Genomic DNA, 17,725 nt, shown 5'->3' with positions numbered 1-17,725 from the left:
CGCAACTACTGCCGCTGCTACCGCTACCGCTGCTACCGCTGTCGCCCCCGCCGTAAGATCCGCCACCGCCGCCGCTTCCACCTCCACAGCCGGCTGCGCCGGTGTACCGGGTGCTCGACCGATGGCTCGCGGCGGCCCAGCGGTCGCGTTCACGTCGCGAATCCCGTTCCCGGCGGTCCGAGAAGACCATGTAGCCGAGCATCACGGACACCACGATCAGGCCGAGGCCCAGCCAGAGGTTCGGCCAGAGCACCAGAAGACCGAAGACGAACAACGACCCGGATACAACACGTACCCCCATGAGAATCTCCCCCCGACAGCCCTCCCCCGAGAAGCCGTGTCACAAGGGTACGTCCGGTCGCCGACCGGCCGCCAGCACAATTACGGGACGGAAGAATCGATCGTTCGGGAAGCCCGGGTCGGGAACGGGGGGATTCGGTGCGCGGGAGCGATTCAGTTCGCGGGAGCGCAGGTGTCACGCAGCGAGCACGCACCGCAGGACTGGCCGCAGCCGCCCTCCTCGCGCACCGGTACGAGCCCGGCGATGGCGCGGCCCGCCGCGTTGACGCCCGCGCCGAGGGTGAACAGCGCGACCACCATGGTGGCGGCGGCGACACCGAGGGCGATGCCCCAGCTCGCGGCGGAGGCGATCAGACCGCCCGCGAAGAGCAGCAGGCCCGCCGCGACCGAGGTCGGCGCCGCGACGTGGTTCGCGATGCGGAAGGTCTCTTCGGTGGACAGCGCGTCCTCGGTGTGGACTCCGACGAACCTGTTGCGCGGAAGTTTGCCGGTCAGTCCGAGCACACCGGTCGCGATGGCGACCAAGGCCAGTACGAACAGGGCGAGAGCGACGACGAACACCCAGGCAGGGTATCGCACCGACGCGCGCGGATCGCGGGGCGCTCCGGTTTTCGGTCCGACGACCCGGACGTTCTACCCTGTATCACGTAGTTCGTCCCAGGAAAAATGTCCCGGATACTTTGTCCGGAAATTCGCGAGAACAAGAAGGCAGGACCGTGCAGGACACTCGTGCAACCGAAAGCGATGTACCCGAGCACAGGTACAACGCCGACCTCGCGGGCCGCCTCGAGAGCCGGTGGCAGCGGCTATGGGAGGAGCGCGGCACCTTCCACGCGCCCAACCCGACCGGGCCGCTGGCCGGCGACACCCCGCCGGACAAGCTGTTCGTGCAGGACATGTTCCCGTACCCGTCGGGCGCGGGCCTGCACGTGGGACATCCGCTCGGATATATCGCCACCGACGTCTTCGCCCGGTACCACCGGATGAACGGCCGCAATGTGCTGCACGCGCTCGGCTACGACGCCTTCGGCCTGCCCGCCGAGCAGTACGCGGTGCAGACCGGCGCGCATCCGCGTGACACCACCGAAGCCAATATCGCCACCATGCAGCGTCAGCTGGACCGGCTCGGACTCGGCCACGACCGCCGCCGGTCCTTCGCGACCACCGATCCGGAGTACTACCGCTGGACGCAGTGGATCTTCCTGCGCATCTACAACGCGTGGTACGACCTGGAACTGGGTCGGGCCCGTCCGATCGCGGAACTGGAGGATCAGTTCGCCTCCGGCGCAAGGCCCGCGCCCGAGGGCCGGGCCTGGGCGACGATGCAGCCGTCCGAGCGTCGAGCCGTGATCGACTCCTATCGTCTGGTGTACCAGACCGATTCGGTGGTCAACTGGTGTCCGGGTCTTGGCACCGTGCTGTCGAACGAAGAGGTCACCGCCGACGGGCGCAGCGAACGCGGTAATTTCCCGGTCTTCCGTAAGCGGCTGTGGCAGTGGATGATGCGCATCACCGCCTACTCCGACCGCCTGGTCGACGATCTCGAACTGCTGGACTGGCCGGACAACGTGAAGTCCATGCAGCGCAACTGGATCGGGCGTTCGCGCGGCGCGCAGGTGAAATTCGACGTCGACGGTGCGCGGATCGAGGTCTTCACCACCCGCCCCGACACCCTGTTCGGCGCGACCTATGTGGTGCTCGCGCCCGAACACGATCTGGTCGACGAACTGACCGCGTCGGCATGGCCGGAAGGCACCGATCCGCGCTGGACCAACGACGGCGCGGCCACCCCCGTCGAAGCCGTCGCCGCCTACCGGGCCTCGATCGCGGCGAAAACCGATCTGGAACGCCAGGAGAACAAGGAGAAGACCGGCGTCTTCCTCGGTGTTCACGCCGTCAACCCGGCGAGCGGCGCGGCGGTGCCGGTATTCATCGCCGATTACGTGCTCAGCGGTTACGGCACCGGCGCGATCATGGCGGTGCCCGGTCACGATCAGCGCGACTGGGATTTCGCCAGCGCGCTGGGATTGCCCATCCGGCAGGTCATCTCCGGCGGCGACATCACCGAAGCCGCGTACAACGGCGACGGCGCACTGGTCGATTCCGATTACCTGGACGGACTCTCGGTCGAGGAAGCCAAGGCGACCATCACCGCCAGGCTCGAACAGGACGGCCACGGCAAGGGCACCATCCAGTACAAACTGCGCGACTGGCTGTTCGCCCGTCAGCGCTACTGGGGTGAACCCTTCCCGATCGTCTACGACGAGGACGGCGCACCGCACGCGCTGCCGGAATCCATGCTGCCGGTACTGCTTCCGGAGCTGGACGATTTCGCGCCGGTGACCTTCGACCCGAACGACGCGGATTCCGAACCCTCGCCGCCGCTGGCCAAGGCCACCGACTGGGTCAGTGTCGAACTCGACCTGGGCGACGGGCCGAAGAAGTACCGGCGCGACACCAACGTCATGCCGAACTGGGCCGGAAGTTCCTGGTACCAGCTGCGTTACGCGGATCCGACCAATACCGACGAGTTCTGCGCGAAGGAGAACGAGACGTACTGGCTCGGCCCGCGCACGGCCGAACACGGTCCCACCGATCCCGGCGGCGTCGACCTGTACGTCGGCGGCGTCGAGCACGCGGTGCTGCATCTGCTGTACGCGCGGTTCTGGCAGAAGGTGCTGTTCGACCTGGGCGAGGTCAGCGGGTGCGAACCGTACCGGCGACTGTTCAACCAGGGCTACATCCAGGCCCACGCCTACACCGACGAACGCGGCGCGTACGTGCCCGCCGCCGAGGTCGTCGAACGCGAAGGCACGTTCTACTGGACCGACGCGACCGGCACCGAGATCCGGGTCTTCCAGGAGTACGGCAAGATCGGCAAATCGCTCAAGAACGCCATCTCGCCCGACGAGATGTGCGATCTCTACGGCGCCGACACCTTCCGCTTCTACGAGATGTCGATGGGTCCGCTCGACACCTCGCGGCCGTGGGCGACCAAGGATGTCGTCGGCGCGCACCGCTTCCTCCAGCGCATCTGGCGCCTGGTCGTCGACGAGGAGACCGGCGCGGTGCGCGTCACCGAAGACGTCGCCTCCGACGAGACCCAGCGTCTGCTGCACAAGACCATCGCGGGCGTGGACGAGGATCTGGCCGCGCTGCGCGACAACACCGCGGGCGCGAAACTCATCGAGCTCACCAACCACCTCACCAAGACCTATCCCGGCGGCGCACCGCGTCTGGTCGTGGAATCCCTGGTCCTGATGCTCGCCCCGCTCTCACCGCATATCGCCGAGGAGCTGTGGGAGCGCCTCGGCCACCCCGAGTCCCTGGCCCACGGCCCCTTCCCGGTCGCCGACCCGGCCCTGCTGGTGGACGAATCGGTGGAATACCCGATCCAGGTCAACGGCAAGGTGCGCGGCCGAATCCGCGTCCCCGCCGACGCCGACACCGCCACCATCGAAGCCGCCGCCCTGGCGGAGGAGAAGATCGCCGCCATCCTGAACGGCGCCACACCACGCAAACTGATCGTCGTCCCCGGCCGCCTGATCAACATCGTCGCCTGAATCCTCCGCCCGAAGGGTCGGCCCCACCCTCCTCCGACAGCGGACACCGGTCGCTGTCGGAGGAGGGTGGGGGCACAGCGCATGATCCACGGGCGCAACCCCGCGTCCCACTGCGGATCGATCACCCGAAGGTTCAGGGGCGCTTAGGATCTCGGCATGTCGTATGCACTGTATGCCTGGGGGAATTTCATCTACGAGGTCGGCCTGGATCGGGATCCGGGGTGGCTCGACCCGGCGCTGCTGCGTGGGGAGCGGGATGTGGTGAGCGAGGTTCTGATGATCGAGGACACCGAGGCGCTGCGGGTGAACGGGCCCGGGACGATCTTCAAGGTCGACGGGGACCACGTCGACGGGTGCGATCTGGTCGGGCGCGATCTGAGCAGTGCCGACTGGCGGGTGGAGCAGATCCTGGTACGGACGGACGGGACCAGAGAGGATGCGCTGCGAATCATGGCGGTGGTCGAGGAGGGCGGCGACTACTGGGCCGACGACGCGCCGCAGCAGAACCCGGTCGGCCGCGGCGAGGTCGTGACCACCTGGGGGGACGAGCATGGTCAATGGGATATGGCCCTCGTCCGCCTCGATGTCACGGGGTGAGGGCTACAGCAGCCGGTCGGCCGACCCGGATGATCACGTCGGGGGTAGGAGGACGTCGTCGAGGGTGACCATGGACAGGTTGCGTTCCCGGATGATGTCGACGAGTTGGCCGTAGCAGTGGGTGACGGCGGGGGCGTTGGCGTGGCCGATGACGATGGTCTGCGGGTTGAAGTATTTGTGGGCGCATTCGATGAGGTATTCCTCGGTGATCACGCCGGAGTCGGAGAGAGAGCCGTACCACATCACCGGGACGGTGTAGCCGAGGTCGGCGGCGACCCGGTCGACGGTGGCGTTGTGCCTACCGAAGGGCGGGCGGTAGTACGGGGTGCCGTCCACGCCGAAGGTGTTGTGCAGGTAGGTTTTCGCGCGCGAGAGCTGTGAGGAGACGGCGCTCGCGGAGATGGCGGTGAGGTCGGCGTGGTCCCAGGTGTGGTTGGCCAGCTGGATCTGGCCCGAATCCACCAGGGGGCGCAGTTCGTCGCGGTGGATCGTCCACGAGTCGTAGTACGCGGTGACGAAGAAGGTGAAGCGGGCGCCGGTGTCCTTGGCGAAGCGGATGTAGGCGCCGACCACCTCGGGGCTCGCGCCGTCGTCGACGGTCAGCGCCATGCTGGAGCCACGGCCGGGCAGCGCGGTGATGGTCTGCGCGGCGATGGGCGTCTTGGGCCCACCGGGCGGGGGCGGCAGCTGCGGGCGCGGCGCCGGTGTGGCGGGCGGCAGTACGGGCATGCCGTCGGCCGATCCGCTGTTGATCGGGTCGCCTTCGGCTACGGCACAACCGGTCAACGCCATGGCGGTACCGGCGGCGAGCATCGACAACAAACGACGACGTTCCATGATCCATACCTTCGGGTCTGCTCGGACTGGTGCACGCACCCGTCGGCGGACCCTGGCCGGGGCGAACAGCCCGGACTGTATCCACCCGATCTGGCCGCCGGGTGAACACCACGCAGCTGTAAGCAAACCGAGACAATTAGGACTAAAGAGTCCAAGCGGTCGGGAGGTATGTCACGAGAGCCCCGATCAGTACGGGCGCAGCACGATCTCGGTGGGATGACCGTCGCGCGGCGTCTCGACGGCATTGCGCACCGCGCTCGCGACGGTCTCCGGGGTGAGGAATTCCTCCGGCTTGTACTCGCGCCCCTCGCCCGCGACGATCGCGCGCTGCATATCGGTATCGATACGCCCCGGGTGGATCGAGGTGACCCGCAGCCGCGGTTCCTCCTGGCGCAGCGCGTCCCCGAAGGCGCGCAATCCGAATTTGCTCGCGGCGTAGGACGCCCAGCCCGGATGGGCGCGCAGGCCCGCGCCCGAATTGACCAGCACCACGTGACCGCTCGCGACGCGCAGGGCGGGCAGCAGCAGCCGCGTCAACTCGACGACCGCGATGAGATTGGCCTCCAACGTATTACGCCACTGCTCGACCGAGGATTCGGCGATGGTGCCGAGATCGGCGATACCCGCGTTGTGCACGAGCACGTCCAGCCGCGTGATCGGGGCGACGGCCTCGGCGACGGCGTCGTAATCGGTGAGCGAGACGGGCCAGCCGGTCGCCTCCGGCAGATCCTCGAGTATTCCGCGCAGCGAATCACCGGATCGGGCGCCGAGCAGCAATTCGTGCGTCGGCGCCAGTTCACGGGCGATGGCGGCGCCCAATCCCCGGCTGGCACCGGTGATCAAGGCGGTCGGCTTCGGCAGGCTGGTCACGGCGGTCATGCGCCCCACCGTAGTGGCAGCGCGCGAAGGCCGCCGCCGCGTGTCGCCGTACATCCGCCGGTCGACGGCAGGATGGACAGGAGTGAATCGGCCGGCGACGACGCGGTGTCCGGAAACACACCACTGAGCAGGCATATTCCCGGGTGCCGTCGGAGAATAGGTGGATGGCACATCCGGGGTTCACCCCAACACAGCTCGCGGCCCGCGCCGCCTATCTGCTGCGGGGAAATGATCTGGGCACCATGACCAGTGCCGCGCCCCGGCTCTATCCGCACATGTGGAGCTGGGACGCGGCATTCGTGTCGGTCGGGCTGGCACCGCTGAGCGTCGAACGCGCGGTGGTGGAACTGGACACACTGCTGTCCGCGCAGTGGAAGAACGGGATGATCCCGCACATCGTCTTCGCCAACGGCGTCGACGGCTACTTCCCCGGCCCGGCGCGCTGGGAATGCAGGAAACTCGCCGCCAACGCGCCGGACGGCCCCGACACCTCCGGGATCACCCAGCCGCCCGTGCACGCCATCGCGGTGCAGCGCATCCTGGACCATTCGCGCAGGCACGGCCGCAGCACCAGGGCGGTCGCGGAGGAATTCCTCAATCGGCGGTGGCCGGATCTGGTGCGCTGGCACCGCTGGCTCGCGCACGCCCGCGACCCGAAGGAGAACGGGCGCATCACGCTGTACCACGGCTGGGAATCCGGCATGGACAACTCACCGCGCTGGGACCGGGCCTACGACAATGTGGTCCCGGGCGCGCTGCCGCCGTACCGGCGCGAGGACACCGTGATCGTCTCCGATCCCACGCAGCGCCCGAGTGACCGCGAGTACGACCGCTACCTGTGGCTGGTCGAGCAGATGCGCCGCGCCGGATACGACGACTACCTGCTCGCGTCGAGTATGAGTTTCGCCGTGGAGGACGTTTTCGTCACCGCGATCTTCGCGCTGGCCTGCGAGGTGCTCGCCAATATCGGCGAGGAGTACAAACAGCCCAACGCCGACGTGCGCGACCTCTACGCCTGGGCCGATCGCTTCCGCGCGGGCGTCGTCGCCACCGCCGACGCCAGAACCGGCGCGGCACGCGATTTCGATGTCCGGCTGCAACGGTGGATCAATACCGAAACCCTGTCCGTCTTCGCCCCGTTGCTGTGTGGCGGCCTGCCACGCGATACCGAGCGCAGCCTGCTGCGCCTGTTCGAGGGGCCGCGCTACTGCGGTCATCCCGATCTGCGCTACCACCTGCCGCCGTCGACTTCCCCGGTGTCCAAGGACTTCCGGTCCCGCGAGTACTGGCGCGGTCCGGTCTGGCCGGTCATGAGCTGGCTGTTCTCGTGGGTTTTCGCCCGTCGCGGCTGGGCCGAGCGCTCCTACACCTTGCGGGCCGAGGGTTTGCGCCAGGCCAGCGACGGCAGTTTCGCCGAGTACTACGAACCGTTCACCGGCGAACCGCTCGGCAGTATGCAGCAGTCGTGGACCGCGGCGTCGGTGCTGGACTGGCTCGGATAATCGACCCTGGCGAACAGTTGGCGAATACATCACCTACCCCAGTGGTGACAGTCAAAGCTATTGGCTATCGTCGAACATCATGCACAGAACTCGTTGGAGATCGATTCGTGTGATCGCATTGTCCGGCATCGCACTGGGCAGCATCCTCACAGCGACCACGCAGACCGCGCAGGCGACGCCGACCGGTCCCGATGTGTCGTCGTGGCAACACATCGACGGCAGGATGATCGACTGGTTCGCCGTGCGGCGGTCAGGACATCAGTTCGCCATGGTGAAGGCGACCGAGGGGCTCAGCTACGTGAACCCCTATTTCGTGCCCGACAGCCTGCTGATGCGCGCCGCGGGCGTCGCTCGCGGGACCTACCACTACGCCCAGCCCGGCCTGCCGCCCGAACCACAGGCGGCGCTGTACGCCGCGGTGGTGCTCGGCCAGAACGGCCCGCTCGACCTGCCGCCGGTCCTCGACATGGAACATTCCGGCGGCCTCGACCCGGCCGGACTCATCGACTGGACCCACCGCTACCTGAACACCGTGCGCACGCTGACCGGCCGCATGCCGATCATCTACACGTATCCGAATTTCTGGAAGTCGGCGATGGCGAATACGAACGCGTTCACCGCCTACCCGCTCTGGATCGCCGACTACCGGGGCAACGACCAGCCCGAGGTCCCCGGCGGCTGGCCCGCCTGGACGTTCTGGCAGACCACCGACAGCGGCAGCATCCCCGGCATCTCGGGCGGCACCGACGTCAACGTATACAGCGGCGCCCAAGGCGATTTCGCCCGCTTCGCGCATATGGGCGGTCTGACCGGCAGCGGCTGATCCCACCGGGGCCGCTACCCGAACGCGTCCGGGCAGCGGCCTCGCGAACAGCTACACGCCGATGCGGCCGTTGTTCTTCCACACCACCGCGACCGAGGGACGCGGCTGAGCGGTACCGCCGTCGGGCCAGTGCGACAGCGGGTTCTCCGGGGTGGCGTCGTCGGCTTCGCCCGGATGCTGCACGCAGACGATCACCCGGGATTCGGTGACGATCGGACCGCAGGTCTCCGCACCCTTCGGGACCGTCAGGAACTGTTTGGTCTCACCGCGATCGGGTCCGTCCAGGACCACCGAGAACAGGCCGTCATTGGTTTTGAGGGCGTTGCCGTCGGTGGAGATCCACAGATTGCCGTAGGCGTCGAAGGCCAGATTGTCCGGGCAGGAGATCGGGCTGACCTTGGTCTTGTCGAATCCGGCGAAATAGGTGTCGGCGGCGGCCGGGTCGCCGCAGACCAGCAGCAGCGACCAGGTGAATTCGGTTCCGGTGTGGTCGTCGTCGATTTCGAGGACCTGACCGTTCTTGTTCAGTTTGCGGGGATTGGCCTCGTCGGGGCCCGCGACGGTGCCGTCCTTGCCGCGATTGTCGTTGTTGGTCAGGGCGACGTACACCTTGCCGGTGTAGGGATTGGCCTCGAAATCCTCGGGGCGGTCCATCTTGGTCGCGCCGACCTTGTCGGCGGCGAGCCGGGTGAACACCGCGACCTCGGCGGCGGACAGGCCATCGACCAGCGACTTGCCCTTACCGTCGGTTCCGGTCTCCAGCAGCGGAATCCACTGGCCCTTACCGGTGAAACCCTTGTCCGAGGGCACCGTGCCGGAGCCGTCGACCTTGTCCGGGTGATCGCCGCTCAGTTTGGCGACATACAGGGTGCCCGCGTCGAGGATCGTCATGTTGTGCCGCGTGCTGGCCGCTCCGCTGCCGGACTGGATCTTGCGGGAGGAGACGAATTTGTACATGTAGTCGAAGCGTTCGTCGTCACCGGTGTAGGAGACGACATCGCCCGCCTTGGTCACGTAGATATTGGCGCCCTCGTGCTTGAGCCTGCCCATCGCCGAATGTTTCACCGGCGTCGAGGTGGGATCCCACGGGTCGACCTCGATGACATATCCGAATCGGTTGCCTTCGTTGGGTTCCTGCGCCAGGTCGAAACGCTTGTCGGTGCGCTCCCACTGGTTCGGCGTGGTGGCGCCCTTCGGGTATCCGTACCGCTTGGCGCGCGGCTTGTCGAGCGGATCGCTGATCTTGTCGCCGTTGGCGAAGTATCCGTGGAAATTCTCCTCGCCGGAAAGCACCGTGCCCCACGGGGTGACGCCACCCGCGCAGTTGGCGAAGGTGCCGAGCACCTTGGTGCCGCTCGGGTCGGCGGCGGTCTTGGTGAAGATGGTGCCCGCAGCGGGGCCGGTCAGCGTGAATTCGGTGTCGGCGGTGATCCGGCGGTTGTATTTGCCGAAGACCGGCGTCAGTTTGCCGGTGGCGGATTCACCCTTCACCTCGACGACGGTGAGCCCGTGCGCGGCTTTGGTGATCGCGATCTGCTCGTCGGTCGGGGCGTCCTTGTTGTAGCCCCTGAACATCTGCGGACCGGTGGTGTATTCGTGATTGACCACCAGCAGATAGGAATTCGGCTGACCCTCGATCGGCAGCAGCGCCGCGAAATCGTTGTTGTAGCCGAACTGCTTGGCCTGGGCCGCCGGGGTCTGCTTCTCGAAATCGAAAGCGGGCGCGTCGGCGAAAAGGGGATCACCCCAGCGGATCACGACGGACTGCTGATAGCCGTCGGGGATCACCAGCGCGTCTTCCTTGTTGGGCGCGACGGCGGTGAAATTCGTGCCGGTACCGGCGGATCCCGCGGGAGTGTAGGTGGGGGTGACCGAATTCGCCGAGGCGTCGTCGTCGCCACAGGCGGCGAGCGCGCTGCCCGCACCGACCGCGAGGACCGCGGCGGCACCGCCCTTGATCAGGCCGCGCCGGTTCAAGGAGCTGACGATATCGCCGAAGTACGCCCCCGCCGAGGTGTTGGGCGCCTCGTGGAAACAGGCGTTGGCGCATTTGTATTCGCACGTCACGGACGCACGCGCGGACTGGCCGTCATGCTTCACGAAGAGGGCGAGGGGTTTCGAGATCACGATGACTCCCTGGATTGATCCGACGCGCCGCACGCTAAACGCCTCAGACTATCCGGAGGAAACCGAAAGGTGAACGACTGACCAATTAGGTAACCCTCAGTTAGCCGAGAGGGTGCCGACGCGAAAATCCCGGCGTCCGCGTGTGTCGCGAACGCCGGGATCGGCGGAGATCTGTCGTGGTGGACGTCGGACCCGGGGCGGTGGGGATCAGGCATTGACCGGCAGCGTCAGCACGACCTCCAGCTCGTTCTCGGGCAGGTAGGACACCTGCACGATCCGCCCGACCTGGACGTATCCGACGGCGGTCGGCGGCAGGAACTTCTCCACGCGGGTGCCGAAGGTGGAACCGTCGGGCCTGGTGACGCGCAGTGCGAGTTCGATCTTGGAATGTCCGTCGCGGATCTCGCCCGGCACCGAGAGCGACTGCACCACGGCCTGCGCCCGGATACCGCGTTCGGCGATATCGAGTTTGGCCTCGGTCGTGAAACCCTTCCGCATCATCGAGGCGTTCATCGCGCGCTGCGCCTCGGCGCCGTTACCCGACATGTCGACCTCGACCTTGTCGGTGCGGCCGGGCAGGTATCGGACCGGGAGCACCACGCCGGGGCGAAGCAGCGCGAGTTCGGTCAGGGGCACGATCATCCGCGCGGTGGACGGGAAGACCTTGCCGTCCGCGCTCTCGACGCTGAACTCGATGCGCACCTGCGGCTGGTCGTTGAGGGTCACGCCGGTGTGGCGGAACGACCGCACGGTGCCCAGGCCCATCTGTCCGCCCTGGAATTCGGAACTGTTGAGGCCGGTCAGCGCGGGCAGGATGCCGTCGGCGGTGAAGGCGAAGACGATCGGGACGATGGTCAGGGCGATGATAGGCAGCGACATCTGCCAACCGACCCAGGCGAGTACGTAGGGATCGTCGCTGTCGAAGGTGAGTCCGTGCCAGAGGTAGTAGCCGATCGCGAGAACGCCGAGGGCGAGAGCCAGGGCGCGGGCCTTGTTCTTCATGGGTTTTCCTTTACTGCGTCGGATTTCGGATGGGCCGGGATCGCACTCGAATCCGCGCTCCCGCGATGCACTGCGGGAGCGCGGAGTTCGAGGCGTGGTGGGGATCAGGCGCCGACGATGGTCGTGCACGCGAAGGTGATCTCGAATTTCGAGGTGGTGGGGCCGGCCAGCGGGTTGGTGAGATCCGGGACGCCGACGCCCTCGCCGGTGACCTTGTAGGTGTTGCCGTCCTTGACCAGTTTGGCCGAACCGCCCGGCTGGCCGTTGCCGTAGCCGACCGCGTAGGGCAGGCCGTTGGAGCCGCCCTTGCTGCCCGCGATACCGACCGCCTGCACCGTGTCACCCTCGATGCTGGCACTGACACTGAGCTGACCGTAGGTCGAGCTGTTGGTATCGGTGAGGGCAAGCGCCAGGGTGCTGCCCTGCTTGGCGCAGGTGGTGTCGAACTTGGCCTCGAGCGCCTTGCCGTCGACCGTCGCGGCCGACTTGCCGCCCGCCGGTGCGACCGGGGCCGCCGAGGTGGCGGTCTGGGCCTTCGAGCTCGGGGTGGAGGTGGAGGCGTCGTCGCTGCATCCGGTGACGAACAGGGCCAGGGTGGCGGAGGCGGCGATCGCGGTGGCGGCGAAGCGGGTCTTGGTGTTCATTTCTTTGTCCTTCTCTGTCTGTTTCTTCGGCTCCTCGGTGGCGCCGTTGACAAAAAGGTATGAAGGCCGCGCGCCCTACCGATCCCAGGTTTGGGCGGTCCGCATTCGCCGAAACTCCGTTAACCTGGTCGAATGCGACGACCGCGCGCCATGGTGCTCGACGAGGTATGGCGCAGACTCGACGGCGTCGAACCGCTCAGCGGTCCCTCCGGCGGGCCTCTGCGCCGCACGGTGAAACTCGTGCTGGATCCACTCGTGATCCGGCCCGTGCAGAATCCCGACTGCGCCGGACCGATCCTCAGCGAGGACGGTGCGACGCTGCTCGCCACCAGGATTCACGCGAGCGCGGATGTCCTGCGGGCGACAGCGGCCTGGTTCACGCTGCTCAAACAGGTGCGCCGGACCCTGCGCATCACCGAGGGCCATCCCCAGGATCTGTACTTCCAACGCTGTTTCGAACTCGCGACGACGAAGGGGATGCCGGATGCCGCGCGGGATCGCGCCGCCGCCGAGGAGACGCTGCGCGATATCCACGAATTCTCGGCGGGGCGGACAACCCAGGCGCTGAAACAGCACGTCACCGAGGAATCGAAAGCCCGTGAACTGGTGGGACTCATCGAACTCGCGTGGCGGCGCCGACCGGCGACCGCGTCACCGGCAGACCACGACGCCGAACTCTCCGAATTGCTCGACGCCGCGGCCCAGTCGCGCTGGGAGGGTGACGGCGACGCGGGGCAGCGGTCGCTCGACCGGCTCGTCGACGCGCACGCGGGCACCCATTCCGGGTTGGCCCTGTGGCAGCGCGAATCCGGATCGAGCGCGCGGGAATTCGGCCTCACCGAGCACCCGCTGCCACCTCGGCCCGCGCTCGGCGCGTCCGCGTCGACCTCGAAACTCGCCCTGCCCTTCGATCGGACCGTCTACGAGCGGGTGTTCACCGTGCTCCAGGCATCCAGCGAAAGAGCCGAACTACCGCCCATTCCCGAACTGGTCACCAACGAGATCGCCCGCAGCTGCGCACCGTGGGCACTGCTGGACGAATCGCTTCGGGTGACAGCCGCCGCCGGGGCGGTACTGGCGACAGGACTCGCGCCGATCGACAGCGCGCAGCCACCGGGACCGAGGCGGGTGGCGGTGGTCTCCGATATCGCCGACCATCCCTCGGGGCGGATAGCGCGTCGGTCGCGCACCGAAGCGATCGCGCCATCGGGACCCGGCGGCGGCCCACCGGACGCCGAGCACAACGAGACGGCCGCGCAGCGCGCCATAAACAGTCGCTGGCAACGCGAGGCGTATGTGCTACAGGCACGCAGACTCACGCTGGACACCACCTCGACGCTCGCCTCGGACAACCCCCTCGCCGTGATCGCGGCCGAACTGCGCACGCCGTGGCGTCCGTACCTGCGCAGACTGTGGGTCCGTCTGCACGGTCGCGATGTCCGCGAGGCGGGCGTGTTCGAGCCGGACGAACTGTGGGATCTGCTCGACGGCGTTGCCCGATCGGTGATCCTCGACCATCGGACCAGGGTGAAGAACGCGCTCAGCGCCCTCACCCTGGCCAGGGATCCCGACGAGACCGAATCGAGGGCGAGCTGATGACGGACGTGAGCATCCGCCGCACCGATGACGGACTCCTGGTCATCGCGCCCGCCGACGCGCCCACCGTGCTCGACGGAACCCCGGATCCCGACACCCTCGCTCTCGAAGTCGTTGGCGGGCACCTCACCTGGAGTCTGCTGGCCGGACAACCGACACCGGCGGCGGTCATCGACCATCCCGACGACGCGCAGGAATGGCTGTGGGCCGTCTACGGCGAAGCGGTCGCGCTGGCCGCCGCCGATCTACGTGCCGCCGATCGACGCGCGGTCGAACTGTCCGCGCTGCCCGCCCTGCCGGATCTGGTGGCGAAGGCGTGGCGGCTCGCGTACGCGCACTGGGCGATCCGCTGGTGGCCCGCGTCGACCATCGACGGCATCGCCGCACTGGACCGTCGGCTGCTGGAGGATGAGATCGCGACCCTGACCGAGGCCTGTGACGCACTCGTCGACGGCGCGGACGCCGAGGTGCCCGACGTGGCGGGACGGACCGCCGATGCCCTTGCGCACCAGGATGATTACGCGCTGGCCGCCGGTGGTGACGGCGAGGACGGCGGTCTCACGCTGACGCGCGGTGTCGGCGGCTGGGACTGGCGGGGCTGCCCGCCCGGCCTGGTCGACGCCTCCGAACGCGCCGTGTCCTGGGAGGTGACACGGGATTCGGGAACAACGCGGGTGCTGGTGCGCGCGGTCGCCGCACCCGATCTCGTTTCCGGCGTACCGGACCATCTGCGGCCACGGGCGATCGTCGGCACGGCGGGCGACGCCGACGCGGTACTCGCCGAGATCGCGTTGTCGCTGGTGGGCGACACCTGGGTCGGGCGAGGCCCGGTGGGCCCGTCGCCGACCGTCGCGGGTCCGGTCACCGACGTCGGCATCTCCGTCGCGGGTTTCGGCCCGCCCGGATTCGCCGCGCCCGACGAGACGGAGATCCGGCGGCGCGTACGGGATCTGGCGACCGCCAGACTCGCCCGGGCGGCCGACGCGGACGACACCGCCTTCGACGCGCCGCTACTGGCCGAGATCGCGGCCGCGGCAAGCGATTCCGATTTCTGATGAGCCAGGATCCACCCCACGACGACGGTCGCGAAGTGCTCCTCGAGGGCGCGGCCGCCTATCAGCGCGGCGACGTCGCCGAAGCATTGCGGATCTTCGAACGGGCCGCGCGCACCACGACGGGCGGGTTGCGGGCGAGCGCGCTGATCAACGCCGCGAGCATGGCCGACGAACTCGGCGACCACGCGACCGCCATCGGCTGGTATCACGAAGCGCTGTCGGAGATTCCGGCGGACGCGATCGAGAAACGCGCGTCGGCGCTGGTCAACTATTCCCAAGCGCTCCAGCACGTCGGCGAATTGGATCGGGCCCAGTCCGCGTTGGAACAGGCTCGTGCCCTCCTGGCCGACAACGACGAGTTCGGCACATTACGTGTGGCCTGTCTGCTGTCACTGTGCGCGGTGGCCTTCCATCGCGGAAGGTGGCGCGACACCATCGAGATCGCCACCGAATCACTCGACGCCGCAGTACGTTTCGCTCCGCAATTGGCGGGACATCCGCTGATGAACTTGGCCGGCGCGTATTTCGAAACCGGTCACCGTGAACTCGCCGTCGATTTCGCCGCGCAGGCGCTCGCCGCGTTCGAATCGGCGCAGGACCGCAACGGCGTCGCCGAGACCCAGCAGAACACCGCGACCATGCTGCTGCGACTGAATCGGCTCGACGAAGCCGAGCCGCTGCTGCTGGCGAGCCAGGAGTATTTCGAACGCGCCGGACTCGGCCACCGCGCCGGGATCGGACTCAAGACGATGGGATTCCTCGCCGAGAACCGCGGCGATCTCGACCGCGCCTATGACCGCTACCTGCGCGGTTACGAATATTTCCACGCCTCGGGCGCGGTACTCGACGCCGCCGACGTGCAGGTGCGGCTGGCGACCGTCGCGTTCCAGACCGGGCACACGCGGGACGGGCAACAACTGATCGGCGCCGCCTTCCACGCCTACGCCGAACGCGGTCTCGGCCTGCATTGCGCCCAGATCGACTTCTGGCACGCGACCCTGCTCGAGGCCGTTCTCGACACCATGGATCACCCCGAGCCCGAAATCCTCACCGCGGCCACCGATCTCGCCGTGACCTCGGCCGTCGCCATCGACGCCGTCCGCCACACGTTCGGCAACGGCAACCAGCGCGAACAGTGGAATCGTCAGATCGCCGACCCGGCCATGCGCATGGCGTTCCGCTTCGCCTACCTGTCCGGTGACGGACCGCTGCTCACCGATCTGATCGAAACCCAGTGCGCCGGTACGGCACTGAATATCGCGACGTCGGAGATCCCCGAGCCCGCACAGCTTCCCTTCGAACTGTTCGATCCGCCGACCGCTCTCCTCGGCGCGCACAACGATGTCAGCGCAACCAGCGAGGCGGGAAACGACCCGGCACCATCGAGCCAGGTCGTCGGCCAGGATGTCGAATACGGCACCGAGACGCCGACCTTGATGGCCGGTACCACACCGTTCACCGCCGATCGCCGGGCCGGGAAGAGCGCGCTTCAGCTCGGGGCCGCGTTGGCCGAAGTCGCCGCGAGCGCGGGACTTCCGGTCGCACCACCCCCGCGCGTTTCCGTCGGGCCGGACGGGCATATCGCGCTCGCGGCGTATGTCGCGGCGGCCGAGCGGCGGTACGGACTCAGCGTCCGCGACGAACGGGTGGTCACCGCGTGAACGCCGAACAGCCGACCGTTCTGGTGCGGATGGCCGATGCGGGCGATCTGTACATGTCGTGGCGGTGGGTCGGCGGTATCGCGCCGCGAGGCGCGAGCATGCTGCCCGCCGCGGCGATCGACGAGGCAGTGCGACTGCTCGCCGCCGCACTGCCGAATCCGAACGATCCGGCCGGACTCGAATACGCCCTCACCCGAGGCGCGTTCGCCACACCGGACGCCGAATATACACTGGCCCAGCGGCTCTCCCGGGCCCTTTTGCCGTCGGGGCTCGCCGAACAGCTCGCGGCGCTGCACCACGACGGCGTGCGTCCGCATATCCGATTGCAACCGTCACCCCGGGTGGCCCAGGTGCCGTGGGAGATCATCGCTCCCGCGCCGACCCTGCGCCTGATCGATATCGCCGACATCAGCCTGCTCGCGCCCGCGGGCCTCGTGCACGCGCCCGGTCGTCTCGCCCGGTCGTGGGAACACGACCGCGATCTGCCCGTCGTGGCCGTGCTCGATCCGCGTATTCCGGGATTCCGCGCCGATTCCGCACTCGGCTCGGTGCTCGGCCGTATGAGCGAATCGACCCCGCTGACCGAGCGCGTCGCCGAGTACGCCGCACGCGGCAGGATCGTCCCGCCGGTCACGGTGCCCTCGGAGATCTTCCGCCGCACCGATGTGGACCGCGACTGGCTCGGCGAAACCCTGCGCCGAGGAGCCGCCCGGCTGATCTACGTCGGCCACGTCACCGCCGCCGCCCCCGAATCCGGGCGCAGCGAGAACGCCGAACTCCACTTGGCGTGCACCGCCGACACCGTCGGTTTCGCCGAACCCACCCGAACCCACCGACCACTGTCGGCCAAGGACCTGCTGTTGGGCACCCACACCCTCGGCGTGCCACCGCGCGCGGGCAGCGAACTCTGGCCGATGCCGAGCCGGGTCGCGCTCATCGCCTGCGAGAGCGGCGGCGATCTCCGTTTCTCCGAGGCACTCGGCCTCACGGCGGCCATGATCAACGGCGGCGCCGAACTCGTCACCGCGAGCCGCTGGCCGCTACCGACCGACCTCGCCTTCCAGCGCATCGCGGGCGCGCCCCCCGATTCCCGCCCCCTCCAGGACACCATCTGCGCGATCGACGCCGCCCACGAACTC

At 67.9% G+C, this 17,725-nt stretch carries 15 protein-coding genes; 8 read left to right on the top strand and 7 right to left on the bottom strand.

Going from position 1 to position 17,725, the window contains the following annotated elements; translation table 11 throughout:
- Together JZ792_RS37540 and JZ792_RS37535 are read right to left on the bottom strand one after the other, a co-directional pair.
- A partial coding sequence (locus tag JZ792_RS37540; RefSeq protein WP_216917651.1) for a hypothetical protein occupies window positions 1-301 on the bottom strand: 301 nt, incomplete at its 3' end.
- A 152-nt stretch (window positions 302-453) separates the two neighbouring features.
- Entirely contained in the window at window positions 454-861 is a 408-nt protein-coding gene (locus tag JZ792_RS37535; protein ID WP_216917650.1) for an SdpI family protein, read from the bottom strand.
- A 155-nt stretch (window positions 862-1,016) separates the two neighbouring features.
- Between JZ792_RS37535 and leuS the strand changes: the two genes are divergently transcribed.
- Window positions 1,017-3,863 carry a leucine--tRNA ligase gene (gene leuS, locus JZ792_RS37530; protein ID WP_216917649.1) on the top strand — a complete coding sequence of 949 codons (2,847 nt, stop codon included), beginning with the start codon at window positions 1,017-1,019 and terminating at the stop codon, window positions 3,861-3,863.
- Between the two features lie 156 nt (window positions 3,864-4,019).
- Window positions 4,020-4,460 carry a hypothetical protein gene (locus JZ792_RS37525; protein ID WP_216917648.1) on the top strand — a complete coding sequence of 147 codons (441 nt, stop codon included), beginning with the start codon at window positions 4,020-4,022 and terminating at the stop codon, window positions 4,458-4,460.
- 33 nt (window positions 4,461-4,493) lie between these two features.
- Here JZ792_RS37525 and JZ792_RS37520 read toward each other — a convergent pair whose 3' ends face one another.
- Both JZ792_RS37520 and JZ792_RS37515 read right to left on the bottom strand, forming a co-directional pair.
- On the bottom strand, window positions 4,494-5,297 hold the full coding sequence (locus JZ792_RS37520; RefSeq protein ID WP_216917647.1) for a polysaccharide deacetylase family protein: 804 nt from the start codon (window positions 5,295-5,297) through the stop codon (window positions 4,494-4,496).
- Between the two features lie 186 nt (window positions 5,298-5,483).
- Complete coding sequence (locus tag JZ792_RS37515) at window positions 5,484-6,176, bottom strand: SDR family oxidoreductase (RefSeq protein ID WP_216917646.1); 693 nt, start codon at window positions 6,174-6,176, stop codon at window positions 5,484-5,486.
- Window positions 6,177-6,340: 164 nt separating this feature from the next.
- Between JZ792_RS37515 and ggh the strand changes: the two genes are divergently transcribed.
- Complete coding sequence (ggh, locus tag JZ792_RS37510) at window positions 6,341-7,678, top strand: glucosylglycerate hydrolase (RefSeq protein ID WP_216917645.1); 1,338 nt, start codon at window positions 6,341-6,343, stop codon at window positions 7,676-7,678.
- 79 nt (window positions 7,679-7,757) lie between these two features.
- Entirely contained in the window at window positions 7,758-8,501 is a 744-nt protein-coding gene (locus JZ792_RS37505) for a glycoside hydrolase family 25 protein (protein ID WP_216917644.1), read from the top strand.
- Window positions 8,502-8,552: 51 nt separating this feature from the next.
- Here the strand turns inward: JZ792_RS37505 and JZ792_RS37500 are convergent, their stop codons facing one another.
- From JZ792_RS37500 to JZ792_RS37490, 3 genes are all read right to left on the bottom strand, one after another.
- Entirely contained in the window at window positions 8,553-10,628 is a 2,076-nt protein-coding gene (locus JZ792_RS37500) for a PhoX family protein (protein ID WP_216917643.1), read from the bottom strand.
- Window positions 10,629-10,835: 207 nt separating this feature from the next.
- A complete protein-coding gene (locus tag JZ792_RS37495; protein WP_216917642.1) occupies window positions 10,836-11,630 on the bottom strand; it encodes a hypothetical protein in 795 nt (264 codons plus the stop codon).
- Window positions 11,631-11,734: 104 nt separating this feature from the next.
- On the bottom strand, window positions 11,735-12,274 hold the full coding sequence (locus JZ792_RS37490; protein WP_216917641.1) for a lipoprotein LpqH: 540 nt from the start codon (window positions 12,272-12,274) through the stop codon (window positions 11,735-11,737).
- 150 nt (window positions 12,275-12,424) lie between these two features.
- Here JZ792_RS37490 and JZ792_RS37485 point away from each other — a divergent pair, with 150 nt between their 5' ends.
- The 4 genes from JZ792_RS37485 to JZ792_RS37470 form a co-directional block, all read left to right on the top strand.
- On the top strand, window positions 12,425-13,870 hold the full coding sequence (locus JZ792_RS37485; protein ID WP_216917653.1) for a hypothetical protein: 1,446 nt from the start codon (window positions 12,425-12,427) through the stop codon (window positions 13,868-13,870).
- On the top strand, window positions 13,870-14,925 hold the full coding sequence (locus JZ792_RS37480) for a hypothetical protein (protein WP_216917640.1): 1,056 nt from the start codon (window positions 13,870-13,872) through the stop codon (window positions 14,923-14,925). Before JZ792_RS37485 ends, JZ792_RS37480 begins: the two co-directional genes overlap by 1 nt.
- Window positions 14,925-16,586 (top strand): tetratricopeptide repeat protein, encoded by a 1,662-nt coding sequence (locus JZ792_RS37475; RefSeq protein WP_216917639.1) that lies wholly within the window; start codon window positions 14,925-14,927, stop codon window positions 16,584-16,586. Before JZ792_RS37480 ends, JZ792_RS37475 begins: the two co-directional genes overlap by 1 nt.
- A 29-nt stretch (window positions 16,587-16,615) precedes the next feature.
- Window positions 16,616-17,725: CHAT domain-containing protein (locus JZ792_RS37470; protein ID WP_216917652.1), on the top strand; the 1,110-nt coding region annotated here is incomplete at its 3' end.

Source organism: Nocardia noduli (genome assembly GCF_019038455.1).
Taxonomy (GTDB): Bacteria; Actinomycetota; Actinomycetes; order Mycobacteriales; family Mycobacteriaceae; genus Nocardia; species Nocardia noduli.
This window is presented reverse-complemented; position numbering and strand designations above follow the sequence as displayed.